Annotated in this window: 12 protein-coding genes; 8 read left to right on the top strand and 4 right to left on the bottom strand. The window is 67.7% G+C overall.

Annotated features, from left to right (window positions below; all coding sequences use genetic code 11):
• Positions 1-4 precede the first annotated feature (4 nt).
• The 6 genes from epsB (at position 5) to ACN469_RS22430 (ending at position 8880) form a co-directional block, all read left to right on the top strand.
• The gene (gene epsB, locus ACN469_RS22455) at positions 5-2326 is read left to right on the top strand and encodes a GH44 family glycoside hydrolase EpsB (protein ID WP_498770789.1); all 2322 of its coding nucleotides are present in this window, start codon (positions 5-7) and stop codon (positions 2324-2326) included.
• Positions 2323-3135, top strand: a complete 813-nt coding sequence (gene epsA / locus ACN469_RS22450; RefSeq protein ID WP_498770788.1) for an exopolysaccharide biosynthesis glycosyltransferase EpsA — start codon at positions 2323-2325, stop codon at positions 3133-3135. The genes epsB and epsA overlap by 4 nt, the downstream gene beginning before the upstream one ends.
• 124 nt (positions 3136-3259) lie before the next feature.
• Positions 3260-5071, top strand: a complete 1812-nt coding sequence (locus tag ACN469_RS22445; RefSeq protein WP_498770787.1) for a serine/threonine-protein kinase — start codon at positions 3260-3262, stop codon at positions 5069-5071.
• A gap of 119 nt (positions 5072-5190) precedes the next feature.
• The gene (gene sitA6 / locus ACN469_RS22440; RefSeq protein ID WP_498770786.1) at positions 5191-5862 is read left to right on the top strand and encodes a SitA6 family polymorphic toxin lipoprotein; all 672 of its coding nucleotides are present in this window, start codon (positions 5191-5193) and stop codon (positions 5860-5862) included.
• 6 nt (positions 5863-5868) lie between these two features.
• Positions 5869-6588 carry a SitI6 family double-CXXCG motif immunity protein gene (sitI6, locus tag ACN469_RS22435; protein WP_498770785.1) on the top strand — a complete coding sequence of 240 codons (720 nt, stop codon included), beginning with the start codon at positions 5869-5871 and terminating at the stop codon, positions 6586-6588.
• Between the two features lie 219 nt (positions 6589-6807).
• Positions 6808-8880: a serine/threonine-protein kinase gene (locus ACN469_RS22430; protein WP_498770784.1), complete on the top strand. Its 2073-nt coding sequence runs from the start codon at positions 6808-6810 to the stop codon at positions 8878-8880.
• Positions 8881-8892: 12 nt separating this feature from the next.
• Here the strand turns inward: ACN469_RS22430 and ACN469_RS22425 are convergent, their stop codons facing one another.
• Both ACN469_RS22425 and ACN469_RS22420 read right to left on the bottom strand, forming a co-directional pair.
• Complete coding sequence (locus ACN469_RS22425) at positions 8893-9516, bottom strand: hypothetical protein (RefSeq protein WP_498770783.1); 624 nt, start codon at positions 9514-9516, stop codon at positions 8893-8895.
• A gap of 123 nt (positions 9517-9639) precedes the next feature.
• Positions 9640-11853, bottom strand: coding sequence for a phosphodiester glycosidase family protein (locus ACN469_RS22420; protein ID WP_498770782.1), 2214 nt, complete (start codon positions 11851-11853; stop codon positions 9640-9642).
• 255 nt (positions 11854-12108) lie between these two features.
• Between ACN469_RS22420 and ACN469_RS22415 the strand changes: the two genes are divergently transcribed.
• Positions 12109-13686 (top strand): serine hydrolase, encoded by a 1578-nt coding sequence (locus ACN469_RS22415; RefSeq protein ID WP_498770781.1) that lies wholly within the window; start codon positions 12109-12111, stop codon positions 13684-13686.
• Positions 13687-13833: 147 nt separating this feature from the next.
• The gene (locus ACN469_RS22410; RefSeq protein ID WP_498770780.1) at positions 13834-14658 is read left to right on the top strand and encodes an alpha/beta hydrolase; all 825 of its coding nucleotides are present in this window, start codon (positions 13834-13836) and stop codon (positions 14656-14658) included.
• Here the strand turns inward: ACN469_RS22410 and ACN469_RS22405 are convergent.
• Positions 14655-16064 carry a hypothetical protein gene (locus ACN469_RS22405; protein ID WP_498770779.1) on the bottom strand — a complete coding sequence of 470 codons (1410 nt, stop codon included), beginning with the start codon at positions 16062-16064 and terminating at the stop codon, positions 14655-14657. The two genes, ACN469_RS22410 and ACN469_RS22405, sit on opposite strands and share 4 nt — an antisense overlap.
• Before the next feature lie 3 nt (positions 16065-16067).
• The gene (locus tag ACN469_RS22400) at positions 16068-16712 is read right to left on the bottom strand and encodes a peptidoglycan-binding domain-containing protein (RefSeq protein ID WP_498770778.1); all 645 of its coding nucleotides are present in this window, start codon (positions 16710-16712) and stop codon (positions 16068-16070) included.
• Between the last annotated feature and the right edge of the window lie 44 nt (positions 16713-16756).

Below are 16756 nucleotides of genomic sequence, written 5' to 3'. Positions count from 1 at the left end.
GCTCATGGTGGACGGTGTGAAGGGTGCGCGGAAGAAGGCGGGCGCGGCCGTGTTGACGTGCGCCCTCGTGGCCGGTGGCACGGTGGCGGTGGCGCGGGGACTCCAGGCTCAAGCCGACGGTACGGGTGGCTCCGGCGCGGAGCCCGCGGCACAGAAGACGACTGGCGACACGATGCCCGCGGCACAGAAGACGACTGGCGACGCGAAGCCCGCGGCACAGAAGACGGCTGGCGACGCGAAGCCCTCGGCACAGAAGACGGCTGGCGACGCGAAGCCCTCGGCCGGTGCGGCTCCGACGGAGAAGGCCGCCACGCTGGAGGCGCTCTACGACGGGGGCCTGGGCACCGGGTGGAAGGACATCGGCTGGGCGCCGCGCGAGCTGCCTCGGGGCGCTCCGGCGCGCATGCGCCTGTTCAACTACGGCGGGTGGATTCTGTACCGCCCGAAGCTGGAGGGCTCGTTCGGCGCGCTGTCCCTGCGCCTCAGCGCTCCCGAGTCCTACGGCGAGTTCCTGGAGGTGCGGCTGGACGCGCAGGGCAACACCTCCTTCCCGCGCATCCCGATTACGTCCGAGCTCCAGGTCCGCAAGGACGGCGAGTGGTCTGAAATCCTCATCCCCATGGAGCTGCTCAACCCGCGCGGCGAGGCGTTCGACCGCGTGGTGCTGCGCGCCTCCAAGGACGTGGGGCGCGACTGGGTGCTCTTCGACAAGGTGTCCTTGGTGCCGCTGCCGCCGGAGGTCGCCGCCGCGCTCGCCGCGGGCGGCGGCCGCACCGGCAAGGGCACCGGGCGAGAGACGAAGCTGACCATCGACTGCACCGCGCCGGGCCACCGCATCAGCCCGCTCATCTACGGCATCGCCATGGATGGCCTGCGCGAGAAGAAGGACCAGCACCAGTACCAGATGGGCGCGACGACGCGCCGCTGGGGTGGCAACCCCACGTCCCGCTACAACTGGAAGCTCGGCGGCGCGTGGAACACGGCCAACGACTGGTTCTTCCAGAACGTGGACATCGGCCTGAGCTACCAGGACTTCATCGACTCCAACCGGAAGCACGGCATGATGTCCGCCGTCACGGTGCCGCTGCTCGGCTGGGTGGCCAAGGACACGAAGTCCGTGGGCTTCCCGGTGTCGAAGTTCGGCCCGCAGCGCGGCGAGGACAACGGCTCCGGCAACGGCGTCACGCGCGACGGCACACCGTTGAAGCCGGGCGCGCCCTCCCAGACGAGCACCGAGGCGTCGCCTGAGTTCGTCGCCGAGTGGGTCCGCGCCATCCGCGAGCGGGACATATCGCGCGGGGGCGAGCGCAACGTCCGGATGTACATCCTGGACAACGAGCCGATGCTCTGGAACTCGACGCACCGGGATGTCTTCCCGGAGCCGCTCACGTACGACGGGCTGTTGTCCCGGACGATTGCGTACGGCACCGCGGTGAGGAAGGCGGACCCGGACGCGCTCATCGCGGGCCCAGCCGAGTGGGGCTGGACGAACTACCTCTGGTCGGCGGCGGACTTCGCGCCGGGCAAGGCGCCGCACTCGGACCGCCGCGCGCACGGGGATGTGCCGCTGCTGCCGTGGTACCTGCGGCAGCTGCGCGAGCACGAGAAGAAGACGGGCGTGCGCATCCTCGACGTGGTGGACGTGCACTTCTACCCGCAGACGAACGTCGGCGTGGGGCTGGAAGGCAACACGGACCCGGAGACGAACGCGCGGCGCATCCGGTCGACTCGGGGCCTGTGGGACCCGACGTACAAGGACGAGTCCTGGATTGCCGAGCCCGTGCGTCTCTTGCCGCGCCTCAAGGAGTGGATTGCGCAGAACTACCCGGGCCGGAGCATCTCCATCGGCGAGTACAACTTCGGCGCGTTCGGCCACATGAGCGGCGGACTGGCGCAGGCCGAGGCGCTGGGCCGCTTCGCGCAGGAGAACATCTACTCCGCCTACTTCTGGCAGTACCCGACGAAGGGCAGCCCGGTGTTCTGGGCGTTTCGAGCGTTCAGGGACTTCGACGGGCGCGGTGGGCACTTCCAGGACTACTGGGTGCCGGCGAAGGCGGAGGAGGGCACCAGCGTGTTCGCCTCGCGGGACGAGTCGGGGACGAAGGTGGTGGCGGTGGTGTTGAATTTCGACCCGGACCAGGCCGCGCAGGCGCGCGTGGAGTTGAAGGGTTGTGGGACGCTCGAGGGTGCGCGCGTGCTGGGGTATTCGGGCGCGCCGGGTGGATTCCTGGAGCAGCCGGCTGGAAGCAAGACGGCGGGGACGCTGACGCAGCGGCTGCCGCCCTACTCGATGACAGTGCTTGATTTGACGGTGAAGAAGCCATGAGTGCCGCGACCTCCGAGACTCCGAAGCCGACGCCGTTCACCACGGGCCGCCCGCGCCTGCACATTGGCCAGCTGGCCATCGACCAGCTGACGTTCGAGGACGCCGTGCAGCAGATTGGGCGCCTGGTTGATTTGCACCAGGGCGGCTACGTGTTCACGGCCAACGTGGACCACGTGGTGCTGGCCGAGGACAACGCGCAGTTCCGCGAGGCGTACTCGCGCGCCACGATTTCGGTGGTGGATGGGATGCCGATTGTCTGGGCATCGAAGGCGATGGACGTGACGCTGCCCGAGCGCATCGCTGGCTCGGACTTGATTCTCCCGCTGATGAAGCTGGGGGCGGAGCGCAAGTGGCGGGTGTTCCTGCTCGGCGCGGGCCCTGGGGTGGCGGAGAAGGTGGCGAAGCAGGTGGGCGAGCAGTACGGCGTGGAGGTGGTGGGGTGGGACTCGCCGATGGTGAAGACGGACGCGGGTGACGCGCAGAACGACCCGATTGTGGCGAAGATTCGGGAGAAGGACCCGCACCTGCTCTTCGTGGCGTTGGGGAGCCCGAAGCAGGAGGTGTGGATTTCGCAGGTGGCCGGGAAGCTGGGGCCCACCGTGGCGATTGGAATCGGGGCGGGGTTCGACTTCATCGCCGGCACGGCCAAGCGCGCGCCGCAGTGGATTGCCAACGCGGGCTTCGAGTGGCTGTACCGCCTGGTGAATGAACCCAAGCGCCTGTGGCGCCGGTACATCCTGAATGACTCGCGCTTCGCGACCATTCTGGTGCGTGAGTTCTGGCAGCGGACGGGTGGGAAGGCGGAGTAGCCACCCGGGTACCACGCCAGTCCGGGGCGACATATGCGGGGTCTCTTTTGCTCCAGGAGAGTCCTCGCATATCCCCGGGTGGTCGAAGTCTGACATTTCTGGTGCCAACACCTCTCGCCTCGTTTTGATTGAAGCGCCTCACACGTCGACACTAGGGTCCGCCCAGGCCGATATGAGAGAGACGACGCGGGGGGAACGAGGTCCACGGGTCAATGACTCGCTGATCTCGAAACAGGTCAATGACTTCCTTGTCGAGGAGCGCATCGGCGAAGGAGGCATGGGCGTCGTCTATCGCGCCGTCCATCCCTTGATTGGCAAACAAGTCGCCATCAAGGTGCTCCGTGCCGAGTACGTCTCCCAGCAGCAGGTAGAACGGCTGATTATCGAAGCACGCGCCGTCAATTCCATCCGCCACCCGGGCATCATCGACATCTTCGGGTTCGGACGCCTGCCCGACTCGCGGCCTTACATCATCATGGAGCTGCTGCGCGGCCAGTCCCTCTCGGAGGCACTCAAGCAGCGCGGACGCTTGGACCCCAACACCACCGTCTGGATTCTCGACCAGATTCTCTCGGCGCTCGGGGCCGCACACAAGGCGGGCGTGGTGCATCGGGACATGAAGCCCGGCAACGTGTTCCTCGCGGAGTCCCTCGACGGCTCGAGCGTCGTCAGGCTCGTCGACTTTGGCATCGCCAAGCTGGTGCGGGACCACGACGGCCCCACCACCGTCGACGGCACCATCCTCGGAACCCCCGAGTACATGGCCCCCGAGCAGATTCGCGGAACCACCGTCTCGTCCGCGACCGACCTCTACGCCGTCGGCATCATGGCCTTCCAGATGCTGACCGGTGAGCGTCCCTTCAAGGGCGAGCAGGTCCAGGTCCTCTTCGCGCATGTCGAGCAGCCACCACCGCTTCCCTCCTCGCGAGTGCCCGGCCTCCCTCCTGAGTTCGACACGCTGGTGCTGCATCTGCTCGCCAAGGACCCCGCCATGCGCCCGGAGTCCGCCGAGGCCGTGCGACAGGCTTTGCAGCGGATTCCCAAGGCCGAAGCCGCACAACTCCTTCCTCTCCAGGAACCAGCGACTTCCTCCACCCATCTCGAAACGGTTTCTGGAACGACCCGCTCGGCCATCGTCCCTCCTGCCGTAAGGCGCCGATGGTTTCGCGCATGGCCCGTGGCCGCGCTTCTGGTCACGGGCGTTGCGGGCGGGGCGTTCCTCCTGGGCAGGGGAAGTACCTGGGTGCCGGAGAGGCAGGCCGCACCGGAGCAGGACAGGGTGGTGGTGCCCCAAACACCGCCGTCCATCGCAACCGTGTCCAGCCCCCTCGCGCCTGAAGCCACTTCCTCCGCCAGTCGTACCGACCTCCCGGGCCAGGAGCAGGGCGAGCTCGCCTCAGGCAAGCTTGCGACGACGTCCCTGCTCAATGAGGACACTCGAACGGAGACGGACGCCCAGCCTGTGGCACAGAAGCAGAAAGCACCCCGCAAGGTCACTCCAAGCGGGCTCGCGACGACACCCCTGCCCAATGGGGACACTCGGACAGAACCGGACATGAAGCCCGTGGTGAAGGAGCCGAAGACCTCCCAGGTCATCCTCACCAGACCGGAGCCAAGCACTCAGGTTCCCGCATCCAAGAAGGCCTCACCCTCGCTTCCGAGCGCCGCCTCGCCCATCCCACCAAAGGTCAACGAAGCCGTGAGGCCGCTGCAGGTCAGACTCACCGCCGAGAGCTTCCAGGCGGAGCAGGTTCTGCGCGCGAAGGTGGGAGCGGTCGCAAATGGCTCTCCCGCACTCAATGAACTGCACGCGATCCGGCAGCGCATCGGGGCCGCGCTCACCGTGGAGGACTGTGACGTGCTCAAGCAGGACCTTTCCCACTGGAAGCATTCTCGACTGGGGCCAGCGACCGGAACCTCTCTTCGGGAACATTGAACGAGAGACCTCCACGAAAGCGGGCGCCGGAGCATTCCGTCAGACATAGAGCTGCTGGCTCCGCAGGCGCATCGCCGTACCGGCCTATACAGTCAACCCTTGCTTAAGCCCTCATGTTCATGAGCTCGCACCCCATCGCGCTGCTCCTACTCCTCACGTCTGCCTGGATAGGCTGCGCCAATGTCTCCCGCGCCCCCCTGCAACAGAAATGGGCCGAGGCCGCAGAGGAGTGCCACAACCCCGGTCAGGACCAGTGCATCACCTTGCTCTGCCTGGGTGACTTCTGCGGCTTCTACCGCTGTGAGGACACCCCCAGCGAAATCGAGCTGGCGCGATTTCCCCCCTCGCGACCACCCGCAGCCGCGGCTGCTCCAGGCATGGGGCCTCGACGAAACTGGGGTGGAGGACAGCGACTCCCTCGCGGAGCCCTCATGGTGTTCCCCAACTGGAACGGCGCTCCCGAGCGACTCGTTCCACCTTCCCGCCAGCTCTCACCGGGACAATGGGAGCGACACCACATCTTTCCCCAGCAGCAGGAACTGAAAGAGTGGTTCGAGGGACAAGGCGTCAGAATCCACCACTACACCATGCCCATCCCCCGAGACCTCCATCACCGGATTCACAAGGTGGGCCCACGCGGAGGGCAATGGAACCAGGCGTGGCGGGACTTCAAACGAGATGAACCCAACGCCAGTCCCGAGCAGATCTTCAAGCACGCAGGAGAGCTCATCTACCGCTTCCAGCTCTTGGGCGGCCCCATCCAGAACTACTATTCCCGCCCAGGAGCGTGAGCACGGATGAGCCGGTTCTTCTGGGTACGTGAGGACGACGATGTCGCCGAGCAGCACGGAGGCGAAGTCCACGGCGCGCACAAGTGGAAGCTGCCTGGGGCGAAGTGCCACACGTGCGGCATCACCTGGAGCGGAGCAGGGCACACGTACCCCTGCGTCGACCTCTCAGCGCTTCCCGAGCAGCAGGCCTACGAACGAGCCCGGCCCGAGCCCTTCATCGAGTTCGCACGCCTGCGTGAACAGGTACGCTCTCTCGCACCCGCGCACGCCCCGCTCCCGCCCGGTACGAGATTCGGCCCGCTGGTAGGCACCGCCTCCGGCAACCTGGCTGACTTCGCGTGGCTCATCGACGTGCTGCTCATGCACCGTGACGCGCTGGAACGACTCCAGGCCCTGCATCCACTCGGACTGAGGGGCTGTCGTACGGAGCTGCGCTGGCGGAAGAAGAACCCTCCCGAGTTGCTGGAGCTCCAGTTGGAGCCTCATGGCCGGCTGCATCCAGACTGCATCCCCTCCGACGTCCCCCCTCCATGTCAGACCTGCGGCCGATTCGCCCTCTCTCGGCCACAAGCTCCCATCCTCGATGGGGCCTCGCTTCCGACCGACATCGACCTGTTCCGCGTGGGAAACTTCGCGACCATGGTCATCGGCACCGAGCGCTTCGTGGAGGCGGTCCACAACCTCTCACTGACGGGCCTCACGTTCCGCGAGCTGCCCACTCGGTGAGGTGGAGGGTTCCCGCCTTCGGCTGGCGGTCCCCTTCACTCGCAGGAGCATCTTGAGCGGTAGCCCCGCCAGATTGTGGCAACCTGCGGGGCCTCTTTTGCAACAGGAGAGGCCTCGCACAATCCAGGGTGGTCAAAGTCTAACACTGGCAGCGCCCCCTCTCGCCTCGTTTAGATTGTAGAGCCTTACACGTCGGCACTAGGCTCTCCATCCAGACAGATGGACACGAGCCAGACGACGCGGAGGGAACGAGGTCCACGGGTCAAGGACTCGCTGATTTCGACGCAGGTCAATGACTTCATCATCGAGGAGCGCATCGGTGAAGGAGGCATGGGCGTCGTCTATCGCGCCGTCCATCCCTTGATTGGCAAACAAGTCGCCATCAAGGTGCTCCGCGCCGAACACGTCTCCCAGCAGCAGGTGGAACGGCTGCTCATCGAGGCGCGCGCCGTCAATTCCATCCGCCACCCGGGCATCATCGACATCTTTGGGTTCGGACGCCTGCCCGACTCGCGGCCCTACATCATCATGGAGCTGCTGCGCGGCCAGTCCCTCTCGGAGGCCCTCAAGCAACTCGGGCGTCTGGACCCCAACACCACTGTCTGGATTCTCGACCAGATTCTCTCGGCGCTCGGAGCCGCTCACAAGGCGGGCGTGGTGCACCGGGACATGAAGCCCGGCAACGTGTTCCTCGCGGAGGCCCTCGACGGCTCGAGCGTCGTCAGGCTCGTCGACTTCGGCATCGCCAAGCTGGTGCGGAGCCACGACGGCCCCACCACCGTCGACGGCACCATCCTCGGAACCCCCGAGTACATGGCCCCCGAGCAGATTCGCGGAACCACCGTCTCCTTCGCGACCGACCTCTACGCCGTCGGCATCATGGCCTTCCACATGCTGACCGGTGAGCGCCCCTTCAAGGGCGAACAGGTCCAGGTCCTCTTCGCCCATGTCGAGCAGCCCCCGCCGCTCCCCTCCTCGCGGGTGCCCGGCCTCCCTCCCGAGCTCGACACACTGGTCCTGCACCTGCTCGCCAAGGACCCCGCCATGCGCCCGGAATCCGCCGAGGCCGTGCGCGAGGCCTTGAGACGCGTTCCGCCCACCGTCCGCCCTCCGCTCGGCAACGAACCGACCGGGGGTCTCCAACCCGTCACTCGTGAAGGCGATACGAGTTCCACCTGGTCCCGGGGGAAATTCGCCCGTGCCAAGGCACGACGCGGACGCGTCTGGATGGCGGTCGGCGGCGCGCTCCTCACCACCGGCGCGGTGGCAACGCTCCTCCTCTCGCCTTGGAAGCCCGGAGGCACCTCCATCTCGGAGACCCCGCCTGTCGCGGCCACCGCCAACAGGGCGGATGCGCCTCGTCAGATGGCTCCGGAGAAAGCGCCCGTTCCTGCTCCGCCGCCTCCCACGCTCAAGGCCTCGGCGGACACCACTCCAGGCACCGACGGCACGCCCACCTCCGCGCAACCTCCCACCGCCAACGCCGCGCGTCCCGACTCGCGAAGCGCGACTCCACCCACGCCCGCTGTCGCCGAGGGGAGCGCACAACCCTCGACCTCGCTGGCGCGCAAGGCCCCGGCCACGTCTGCTGGCTCCGAGGAGAACGCCCCGACGGTGCTCAAGGCGCCAGCCACACCCACGGTCTCCGCTGGGCACGCCCCCACCCCGTTCTCCACAGCACCCGCCACCAACGAGCGGCCCGCCACGCCGAGACACCCCGCCGCCTTTCTCCCTCGCAGCACGACGGCGTGGGACCTCAAGCTGGTCCAGCGCATCTACAACCTCGAGGAGCGCTACCTGAAGCAGACCTCGGGTCGCGCCCCATCCGCCGAGTTCGAGCTAGGGCTCAAGCGCGTCCACGCACGCGCACTCCAGGCGGGAACGAAAGCCGAGAGCTCACGGGTGAGCGCGTCCATCTCCACGCTGGCCCGAAAGCTGAGCACGCTCCACGACTCCAAGCCCGCGCCGGAAACCGCCGCGCCAAAGGACTCGATTTCCGCGCCCACGCCACCGCCCGTGGTGACCCTTCGTGCGCCGGGGCCGCGTGTGCTGGTGATGCTCACGACCCCCGACATGACGCCCAGCGATGACAAGCTGGCGCGCCGCTTCACCCAATTCAAGGCCATGTACATCGAACGCGCGGCCAGACATGAGTTCCCCCTGACCATCGAGGAGTCGCTGGTCCGCATCCACATCCTCGCGCTGAAAGCGGAGACCGCCGCGGAGCGCATGGATGTGCACCGTGCACTCGATGCCTGGAAGGAAGTCCTGGACCACACCACGCCGAAGTGAGCGGAGCCGCGCTCAGACGCTCACGGCCTGCATCATCTCCGAGGGCTTCATCATCGGCATGTCCGAGTACGCGGACTGCATCGTGCTCGCGGACTGCGTCCGGCCCATCATCCTCTCCATGTCCGCTGACTGGCGTGGCCCACTCTCGTAGGACGACTGCGACTTCCCGTTGGGCCCGACCTCCGGATTGTTGCCATACGGCGGCTTCTGCCCCGCCTCGCCAGCCGCCTCATTCGCCTTCTGCTTGGCCCGCTCCGCGCGACGGGCGGTCTCAATTTCCTTCGCCGAGGCGGCCTGGTACTTCTCCGTCGCCTGGGCCAGCTTCGCCTCGGCGACCTTCTCCGCCGCCTGCGCCTCCGCGAGCGCCTTCTTCGACGCTTCCTTCTGCTCCGGCGTCTGCTTCGGAGCCTTGGCCTTCTTCTCCGCCTCCTCCCGCGCCCGCGAGGCCTGCGCCTCCGCCCTCTTCGCGGCCCCGGCCTGCAGACGCGCCGTCTTCGCCGCTTCCCGCGCCGCCGTCGCGGCCTTGATCGCCGCCTCCGCCTGCTTGCGGGCCTCGTCCGCGCGCTGCGCGTCACTGGTCTTCGGGCCCGGCTGGCGAATCGTCGAACGGCCATCCACCTTGGTCAGCGAATTCATGGGCACTTCCTCCGAAAGCGATGAGGGACAGACACCCCTTCTTCGCCAGAAGCGCCCACACGGTTACATCGGGGATTATTTTTCGGGGACCCGGCACCCACCCGGGCCCCCCCACCCCTCACCTCACGGCAGGCTCAGCTTGAGCCCGTAGGGAATGGTCCGGTCCTTCATGGCCCCAGGGTCCACCTTCACCTGGTCATCTCGCACCAGCGTGGCCGAGTCCGAGCCATCGAACGACACCGCGTCATCCACCCCCAGCTTCACCAGCGCGTCGCGAATCTCCGAGAGCGTCTTGCCCGGCTTCGCCCCGTCGTCCTGCGCGACGACATATGTCGTGCCCGTGTCCCGGTCGTAACCGACGATGACCTTCCCGACCTCGTCACCCCGCGCGTCCTGCGCCTTGAAGCTCTCGTTGTTCCTCTGCGTCAACTGGGACGCATACGCCCCGGGGTCTCCCGTGAGCGGCGCGTCGGAGGGTGTCCCCGGCTTGTACTGATTGCCCACGCCATACGGCGTGTTGTTGATGATGACCGGCACCGCGCCACCAAACGCCACCTTCGAATCCGCCGGCGGGTCTCCCTGCCCGAACTTCAGGCCACTCGACGTCCACGCCGCGTAGAACCGGTCCGGTGACGACTCACCCCCCATCACCTTCCCGTTCTCAATCACCTGCCCCACCGGTTTGTCGCCGTTGAACGCCAGGTCATAGAAGCTGGTGTTGATGATGGTGTCGCTCCCGGGCTTGCGCCCCTCTTCCTGCGCCAACTGGGAGAAGGGCTTCTCCGCCTCCGGCCTCGACCAGCCCCCCAACACGTTGTCGACGAAGCTGCCTCCATGCTCGACGACGGAGGGCTGGGCCCCCTTCATCGCCACCATGTGGATGCCACCGTCCTCGAACTCCACGGGCTGATTCGGTGTCGCCTTGATGCGCTCCGCCACCGCCTCGGACAGCCGCTTCCCCTCCGCCTCCGTCGTCGGCAGCTTCAGCTCCTGCGTCCGCTCCGACTCCTGGGCCTTCCCCAGCAAGACGTCCGACGTGGCCGCCGAGCGGCGCAGCGTGATGTCCCCGTTACCCGGCAACGCGTAGCCCTCCGTCTTCTCGCCCGGAAGCTCCGCATAGGACGCGTCGTCCACCACCTTCACTTCGACCCCGCGCGCATCCAGGTCCGCGAGCGCCTTCTGGCCCTCCGGCGTGGCGCCCAGTTCCTGTCGCAGACGGTCGACGGAGGCCTTGTTCGCCTCGTCCTTCAGTCGCTGCGTCGTCGCGTTGTAGTCGTCGCGGTACTCCTGGCGCAGTCCTCCCGGGACGTCCTTCAGGTCCAGGCCCTTCTTCACGTGCGCGTCGTAGCGGCCCCACGCCTCCTTCTCCGGCGTGCTCGCGTCCGCGACCATCATCGACTGGAGCTCGGGCGACAGCTTCGCCTTGTCCAGCGCCGCGGCGCGCTCGGGTGAGCCGGGCGGCGTGTCGAAGATGCGCTTCGCCTCCGTCGCCGACACCGTGCCCGCTTCCGTGTACTGCGGCTGCGCCTTCTTGTACGCGTCCAGGGACTCGTACGACGTGTTGTTCGTCGGGTCCAACACCTGCTCGCCCTGGCGCACCACCACGTGACCCGTCTGTCCTTCCGTCCCAGGTCGCTGGTCCTTCAGGAAGACCATCTCCGAGCGCGCGAGCAGCTCCGGCGACGCCTTGTCCACCCAGTCCGCCGCCGTGTCCAGGCAGTTGACCTTGCCGTCCTTCGCGTCCTCCGTGAGCAGCGATGACGCCTCCGGCGGCGCAGCCACGTTGCCCAACAGCTTGTCGCGCAGCACGTTGCGCGAAGCGTCCTCGAAGCTCGACGTCGACGCACCCCGCACCGGAGTGGACGAGGCGCCCTTGAGGCGCTGCTCGTCATACGGAGGCGTCAGGCCCTGTACGCCGGCCCGCGTGTTCGCCTCCTGCATCGCACCTTGCGCACGCTGCGCGGAGCGCGCGGACTTCTCCTCCGCGTCCCGCCGCGCTTCATCGGCCCCCGCCGCTCGCTGCGCGGCGAGCTTCTCCGCGCGCTGCGCCTCCACCGCCTCCTTCCTGGAGGCCTTGGCCTCTCTCGGAGTCTGTCCCGGTGCCTCGGCTCGCGACTTCGCCTTCGCCGAGTCCGCTTGCGCCTTCTGCTGCGCGCGACGCGCGGCCTCCGCTGCTCTTCGCGCCTCCTCGGCTGCTCGACGCGCGGCCTCCGCCGCCTTCCTCGCGGCCTCCGCGCGACGTCGCGCCTCCTCCGCGCGCCGGGCCCCATCCGCCTGCGAGGTACCCGATGAAGAAGTCGTCGACGAGCCACCTCGAAGCGCTGTCGTGCCCCCCATGCGTCACTCTCCCTTTTGGGAAATCGAGACCGTCATTTCATTCTCGATTCGGGGAGTTCCCAGGTTCGCCGCGCGCGCCGGACCCGCCGCGTCTGTTCCCAGGCCGACACGGGCTGGCACACGAGGGCATGAGCGCTCGGGGGTTTCCACGAGGTCGTGACGACGCAAGACGTAGCGAGTGCAAGCGACCCGGGGGAAACTCGTAGGGCTCCTGTGACGCGGCACTCCGCACGAGTCACACCCGGGAACCCCTCCATGCACCGACCCCCTTCTTCACGCCTTGTCTCCGTGGCCCTCTCGGGCCTCGTGGCCCTGGGCCTCCTCACCGCCGCCGACACCCGCAAGCCCACGACGCAGTGGCTGGCTCGCCCCACCGAGGCCGCCCGCATCGCTCGCGTCGAGCAGGGCCTCTCCCCCATCACCGTTCCCGGCGAGGAGCCGCGTCAGCTGTCGCTCACGCAGTGGATGGAGCTGTATGGCGTGCCCGGCGTGAGCATCGCCGTGTTCGACAAGGGCGCGCTCGTGTGGGCCAAGGGGTATGGCGTGAAGCATGCGGGCGGCACCGACGCCGTCACGCTCGACACGCTCTTCCAGGCCGCGTCCATCAGCAAGCCGGTGACGGCGATGGCGGCGATGCACCACGCGGAGAAGCGCAAGTGGTCGCTCGACGCGAACATCAACGACACGCTCGTCTCCTGGAAGGTGCCGGACAACGAGTTCACCACGGAGCAGAAGGTGACGCTGCGCCGGCTGCTCTCCCACAGCGCGGGCACGACGGCGAGCGGCTTCCTCGGCTACGCCAGCAACGAGCCCGTGCCCACCACCCTCCAGGTTCTGGATGGAGAGAAGCCCGCGAACTCGCCCGCCGTGCGCGTGAACACCGTGCCCGGCACGCTGACGCGCTACAGCGGCGGCGGCACCACCATCGTCCAGCAGATGCTCGTGGACCAGCTCAAGAAGCCCTTCCCCCAAATCATGAAGGAGACCGTGCTCGGGCCGCTCGGCATGAAGCACAGCACCTTCGAGCAGCCGCTGCCCAAGGACCTGGAGCCCCTCGCCGCCAGCGGCACCTCCTCCGGTGGCAAGAGCATCGAGGGCCGCTGGCACACCTACCCGGAGATGGCCCCCGCCGGCCTGTGGACCACGCCGTCGGACCTCGCGCGCGTCGCGCTGGAGATGTCCAAGGCGACGAAGGGCCAGTCCCGCCGCGTGGTGTCCCAGTCGATGGCGAAGCAGATGCTCACGCGCCAGTCGGAGTCGTTCGGCATCGGCTTCATGCGCCGTCCCGAGCAGGACTGGTTCGGTCACGGCGGCGGTAACGAGGGCTATCGCTGCTTCCTCATGGCCTTCGAGTCGGGCAGCGGCGTGGTCGTCATGACCAACTCGGATGACGGCTCGCGCCTCTTCGACCGCCTCATCGCGAGCGTCATGGCCGAGTACGGCTGGAAGGGCTACACCACCACCCCCGACAGCGTCGGCATGACGACGGACCTGCTGGCGCGCCTCAAGGGCACCGACGCCGCCGTCGCCTGGTTCAAGACGCGCAAGAGCACCGCCACGAAGGAGGACACCCAGGTGTCCCCTGGCGTCCTCAACGAGCTCGGCTACGGCCTGATGCGCTCGGGCAAGGTGCCCGACGCGCTCAAGGTGTTCGAGGCCAACGTGGAGCTGTACCCCACCGACGGCAACGCCCACGACAGCCTGGGCGAGGGCTACGCCGAGGCCGGCCGGAAGGACGACGCCATCCGGCACTACAAGAAGTCGCTCGAGCTCAACCCCAAGAACGACAACGCCGTGAAGATGCTGGAGAAGCTGGGCGCGACCTCGAAGTAGCGGGCCCACCGCGCGGAGGATTGTTTCTGTTGTGGAAACAGTCCTCTGCCCCGCGCCCCATTTTTCGCGGAGGCCCAAGTCTCTACTGTTCCTCTTGTCAGCAACGCACACCGCGCAAGACGCGGTGAACCCAAGAGGGAGCACACCATGAGCGCCACCGTCCAGAAGACCCAGCCCGACACCATCGTCCTCGTCCACGGCATGTGGATGACGCCTCGCAGCTGGCAGGGGTGGATTGACCGCTTCACGAAGGCCGGCTACCGCGTCATCGCCCCGTCCTGGCCCGGCCTCGAGGTCGGCGTGGAGGCGCTCCAGAAGGACCCGAGGCCGCTGGAGAACCTGGGCGTGAAGGCCATCGTCGACCACTACGAGCGCATCATCCGCGCGCTGCCCACCCCGCCCATCCTCATGGGCCACTCCTTCGGTGGCGCCTTCGTGCAGATGCTGCTCGACAGGGGCGTAGGCGCGGCCGGCGTCGCCATCCACTCGGCGCCCGTGAAGGGCGTCTACACGCTGCCCTTCACCACCATCAAGTCGACGGCGTCCACGCTGCTCAACCCCGCCAACGTCAACCGCCCCGCGCCGATGACGCCCGAGCAGTTCCACTACGCCTTCACCAACACGCTGACGCAGGAGGAGTCGGACGAGGTGTACCGCACGCAGTACGTGCCGGGCTCGGGTCGCGCGCTGTTCCAGGGCGCCCTCGCCAACCTGACGCCGCACTCGCAAGTCACCGTGAACCTGAAGAACGATGAGCGCGCCCCGCTGCTGTTCCTCTCGGGTGACTCGGACATCATCCTCCCGGCGAAAATCCAGCGGGAGAACGTGAAGCGCTACGCGAAGTCGAAGGCGGTGACGGAGTACGTGGAGCTCAAGGGCCGCTCGCACTACACCGTGGCACAGCCCGGCTGGGAGGCCGTCGCGGACCTCGCCCTCAACTGGGCCAAGGAGCACGCCACCGTTCGCAACTAGCGTCCGTGTGTCCCGCTGTCGCGCACCTGGGGAGCATCGGGCTCCCCCAGGCGGGCCATGAGCACTTCCATGTTCGCGCGCGACGTCTCGGCCTGCACGTAGTCGAACCTGAAGCCACACGCTCCGAAGTCACAGGGCTCCAAACCTCGAGCTTGGACCGGGCAGCCTCTCGCCACGGTGCGGTTCATCTGGCGCGCGGGACAGAGCGCTCGCTTCGACAGCATCGCCATCCGAAGGAAGGTCTCGAAGTCCTCGGGTGAGCGGAACACCTGACGAGCCTCGGCGCCTGTGTCTCGGGCACCGGGTGGAAGGAAGGTCGCGGTGCTCGCCGTGCCGAGCGTGACGAGCACGGACTCCGCCGTCAGGCGCAGGGACTTCGGTGGAGACACCGGTGGTTCCTTGAAGACGCACCGCAGGCCCACCTTCATCGGAGCCGTGTCGTCCTCCATGACCTCCACGTGGGACAGCGTGTTCCCGTGCGCCGTGAAGTCTTGCGTCTCCGTTCCACTCACGTCCTCCACGCGCAGGCACCGCTCCTCGGCTTCGAGCCTCGTCAGGAACGCCTCGAGGACGGCCCTGGCCCGCCGCTTCCGGTGCTCGTCCACCAGCGCTTCCTTCCACGACGGAGTCGCCCGCGCGTCGGGCTCGAGCCAGCTCGCCAGAATCGCCTCGTCCGTCTCCTCGTCATGCGCCGCCTGCGCGCGCTTGAGCAGCTCGGCGATGGGGTGACGCCGCCTCACGGGTATCGCGTCCTCCGCGAGTCGCAGCACGGGCGACGCCGCCGCGCCCTCCTGGTGCGACGCGACGCGGAAGTGCGCGTTGTAGATGCCGGGCGCTATCGCGCTCACGTGGGCGTGCGTCCCTTCGCACACCGTCTCCGTGGTGATGGGGAACACCGCCACGCGCCAGTGCTTGCACTTCGGACAGGAGACATCCCCTCCGGGAAATGGCCAGTCCGTCGGAGGCGCGTCCGCCAGCACCGCGTCCACGTACGCCTGCGCGTCCCTCACGTTCTCCTCGCGCAGTCCCTCCACATCCAACACGGGCCGGTCCGCCTCCACGAGCAACGCCGGGTCATAGAGCGCGAACAGCAGGTCCTCGTACCCGTCTGAGATGCCGCGCTCCCGACGCAGGCCCACGAGCTGGAGCGCCAGCGGCGTCGTCCGTGACAGCTCCAGTTCCTCGTCGCCCTTCAAGTGGAACCGTCGGTGTTCCGGGTCCACCCTCCGCTGTCTGCGCAGACTCGCGCTCACGTACTGACGCAGCAGCCCCACCGCGCAGTCCGAGCACTGCACCTCGCGCAGCGTCGCATGGTGCGCCTCCCGCTCCGGCGCGGTCGCCACCGCCACCCTCCTTGGCGCCCCCAGCTCCGGCATGCCTCGCCTCTTCGCCGCCTTCGCCGTCATGACTCAACTCCCGTGCAACACTTCGAGCTGTCTCGACGTCTCCGCGTCCAGCCGACCCGTGACGGCCAGGCCCGCGCGGTGCTGGAAGGCTCGGAGCGCGCTGCGCAGCTCCAGCGTCATCCGCCCCGTCGGCTCCAGCGCGTACCCCAGGTTGATGAGCCGCGCCTCCGCCCCCGCGACGCCGTCATCCGGCACGTCCTTCATGGGGCGCAGCGTGCCCAGCTCCAGCTCCCACCACTGGTCCTCGCACTCCAGCTCGGCGCGGCTCGCGCTGAGCGGCACGCGCTGCACCAACAGGCCGTTGCCGTCCGTCTCCCCCTCCACCACGCGAGGACCGAACAACAAGAGATAGGGCTTGCTCGCCAACGGCGCGCCCAGGTCATCCCGCAGCTCGACCCGCAGATATCGGGCACTCGTCGCATCGACGGTGAAGGCGCGCGGCAACCCGGTGTAGAGCGGCATCCGACTGGGACGCGGCTCCGGAATCACCACGGTGTCCCCGGGATAGAGCACGCTTGGATTGGGCCGCTTGCGACGCAGCTCCGCATTGGCCGGATGCTCGTAGACCTGCCGGTAGTCCAGGATTCCGTAGCGCCGCGCGACCAACAACATGCACTCGCCACGTCGGATGACATGGGTGGTGGACATGGTCTTCCCCCTCGTCGATGGGAGAGCCCCAACTCCCCCACCGC

It is taken from the genome of Corallococcus terminator, assembly GCF_049194865.1.
Lineage (GTDB): Bacteria > Myxococcota > Myxococcia > Myxococcales > Myxococcaceae > Myxococcus > Myxococcus terminator_A.
This window is presented reverse-complemented; position numbering and strand designations above follow the sequence as displayed.

Coding starts and splice junctions, on each gene's coding strand:
- sitA6 (WP_498770786.1), top strand. CDS start 5,191: ATGAGCTCGCACCCCATCGCGCTGCTCCTACTCCTCACGTCTGCCTGG.
- epsA (WP_498770788.1), top strand. CDS start 2,323: ATGAGTGCCGCGACCTCCGAGACTCCGAAGCCGACGCCGTTCACCACG.
- ACN469_RS22430 (WP_498770784.1), top strand. CDS start 6,808: ATGGACACGAGCCAGACGACGCGGAGGGAACGAGGTCCACGGGTCAAG.
- ACN469_RS22425 (WP_498770783.1), bottom strand. CDS start 9,516: ATGAATTCGCTGACCAAGGTGGATGGCCGTTCGACGATTCGCCAGCCG.
- ACN469_RS22400 (WP_498770778.1), bottom strand. CDS start 16,712: ATGTCCACCACCCATGTCATCCGACGTGGCGAGTGCATGTTGTTGGTC.
- ACN469_RS22410 (WP_498770780.1), top strand. CDS start 13,834: ATGAGCGCCACCGTCCAGAAGACCCAGCCCGACACCATCGTCCTCGTC.
- epsB (WP_498770789.1), top strand. CDS start 5: ATGGTGGACGGTGTGAAGGGTGCGCGGAAGAAGGCGGGCGCGGCCGTG.
- sitI6 (WP_498770785.1), top strand. CDS start 5,869: ATGAGCCGGTTCTTCTGGGTACGTGAGGACGACGATGTCGCCGAGCAG.
- ACN469_RS22420 (WP_498770782.1), bottom strand. CDS start 11,853: ATGGGGGGCACGACAGCGCTTCGAGGTGGCTCGTCGACGACTTCTTCA.
- ACN469_RS22405 (WP_498770779.1), bottom strand. CDS start 16,064: ATGACGGCGAAGGCGGCGAAGAGGCGAGGCATGCCGGAGCTGGGGGCG.
- ACN469_RS22415 (WP_498770781.1), top strand. CDS start 12,109: ATGCACCGACCCCCTTCTTCACGCCTTGTCTCCGTGGCCCTCTCGGGC.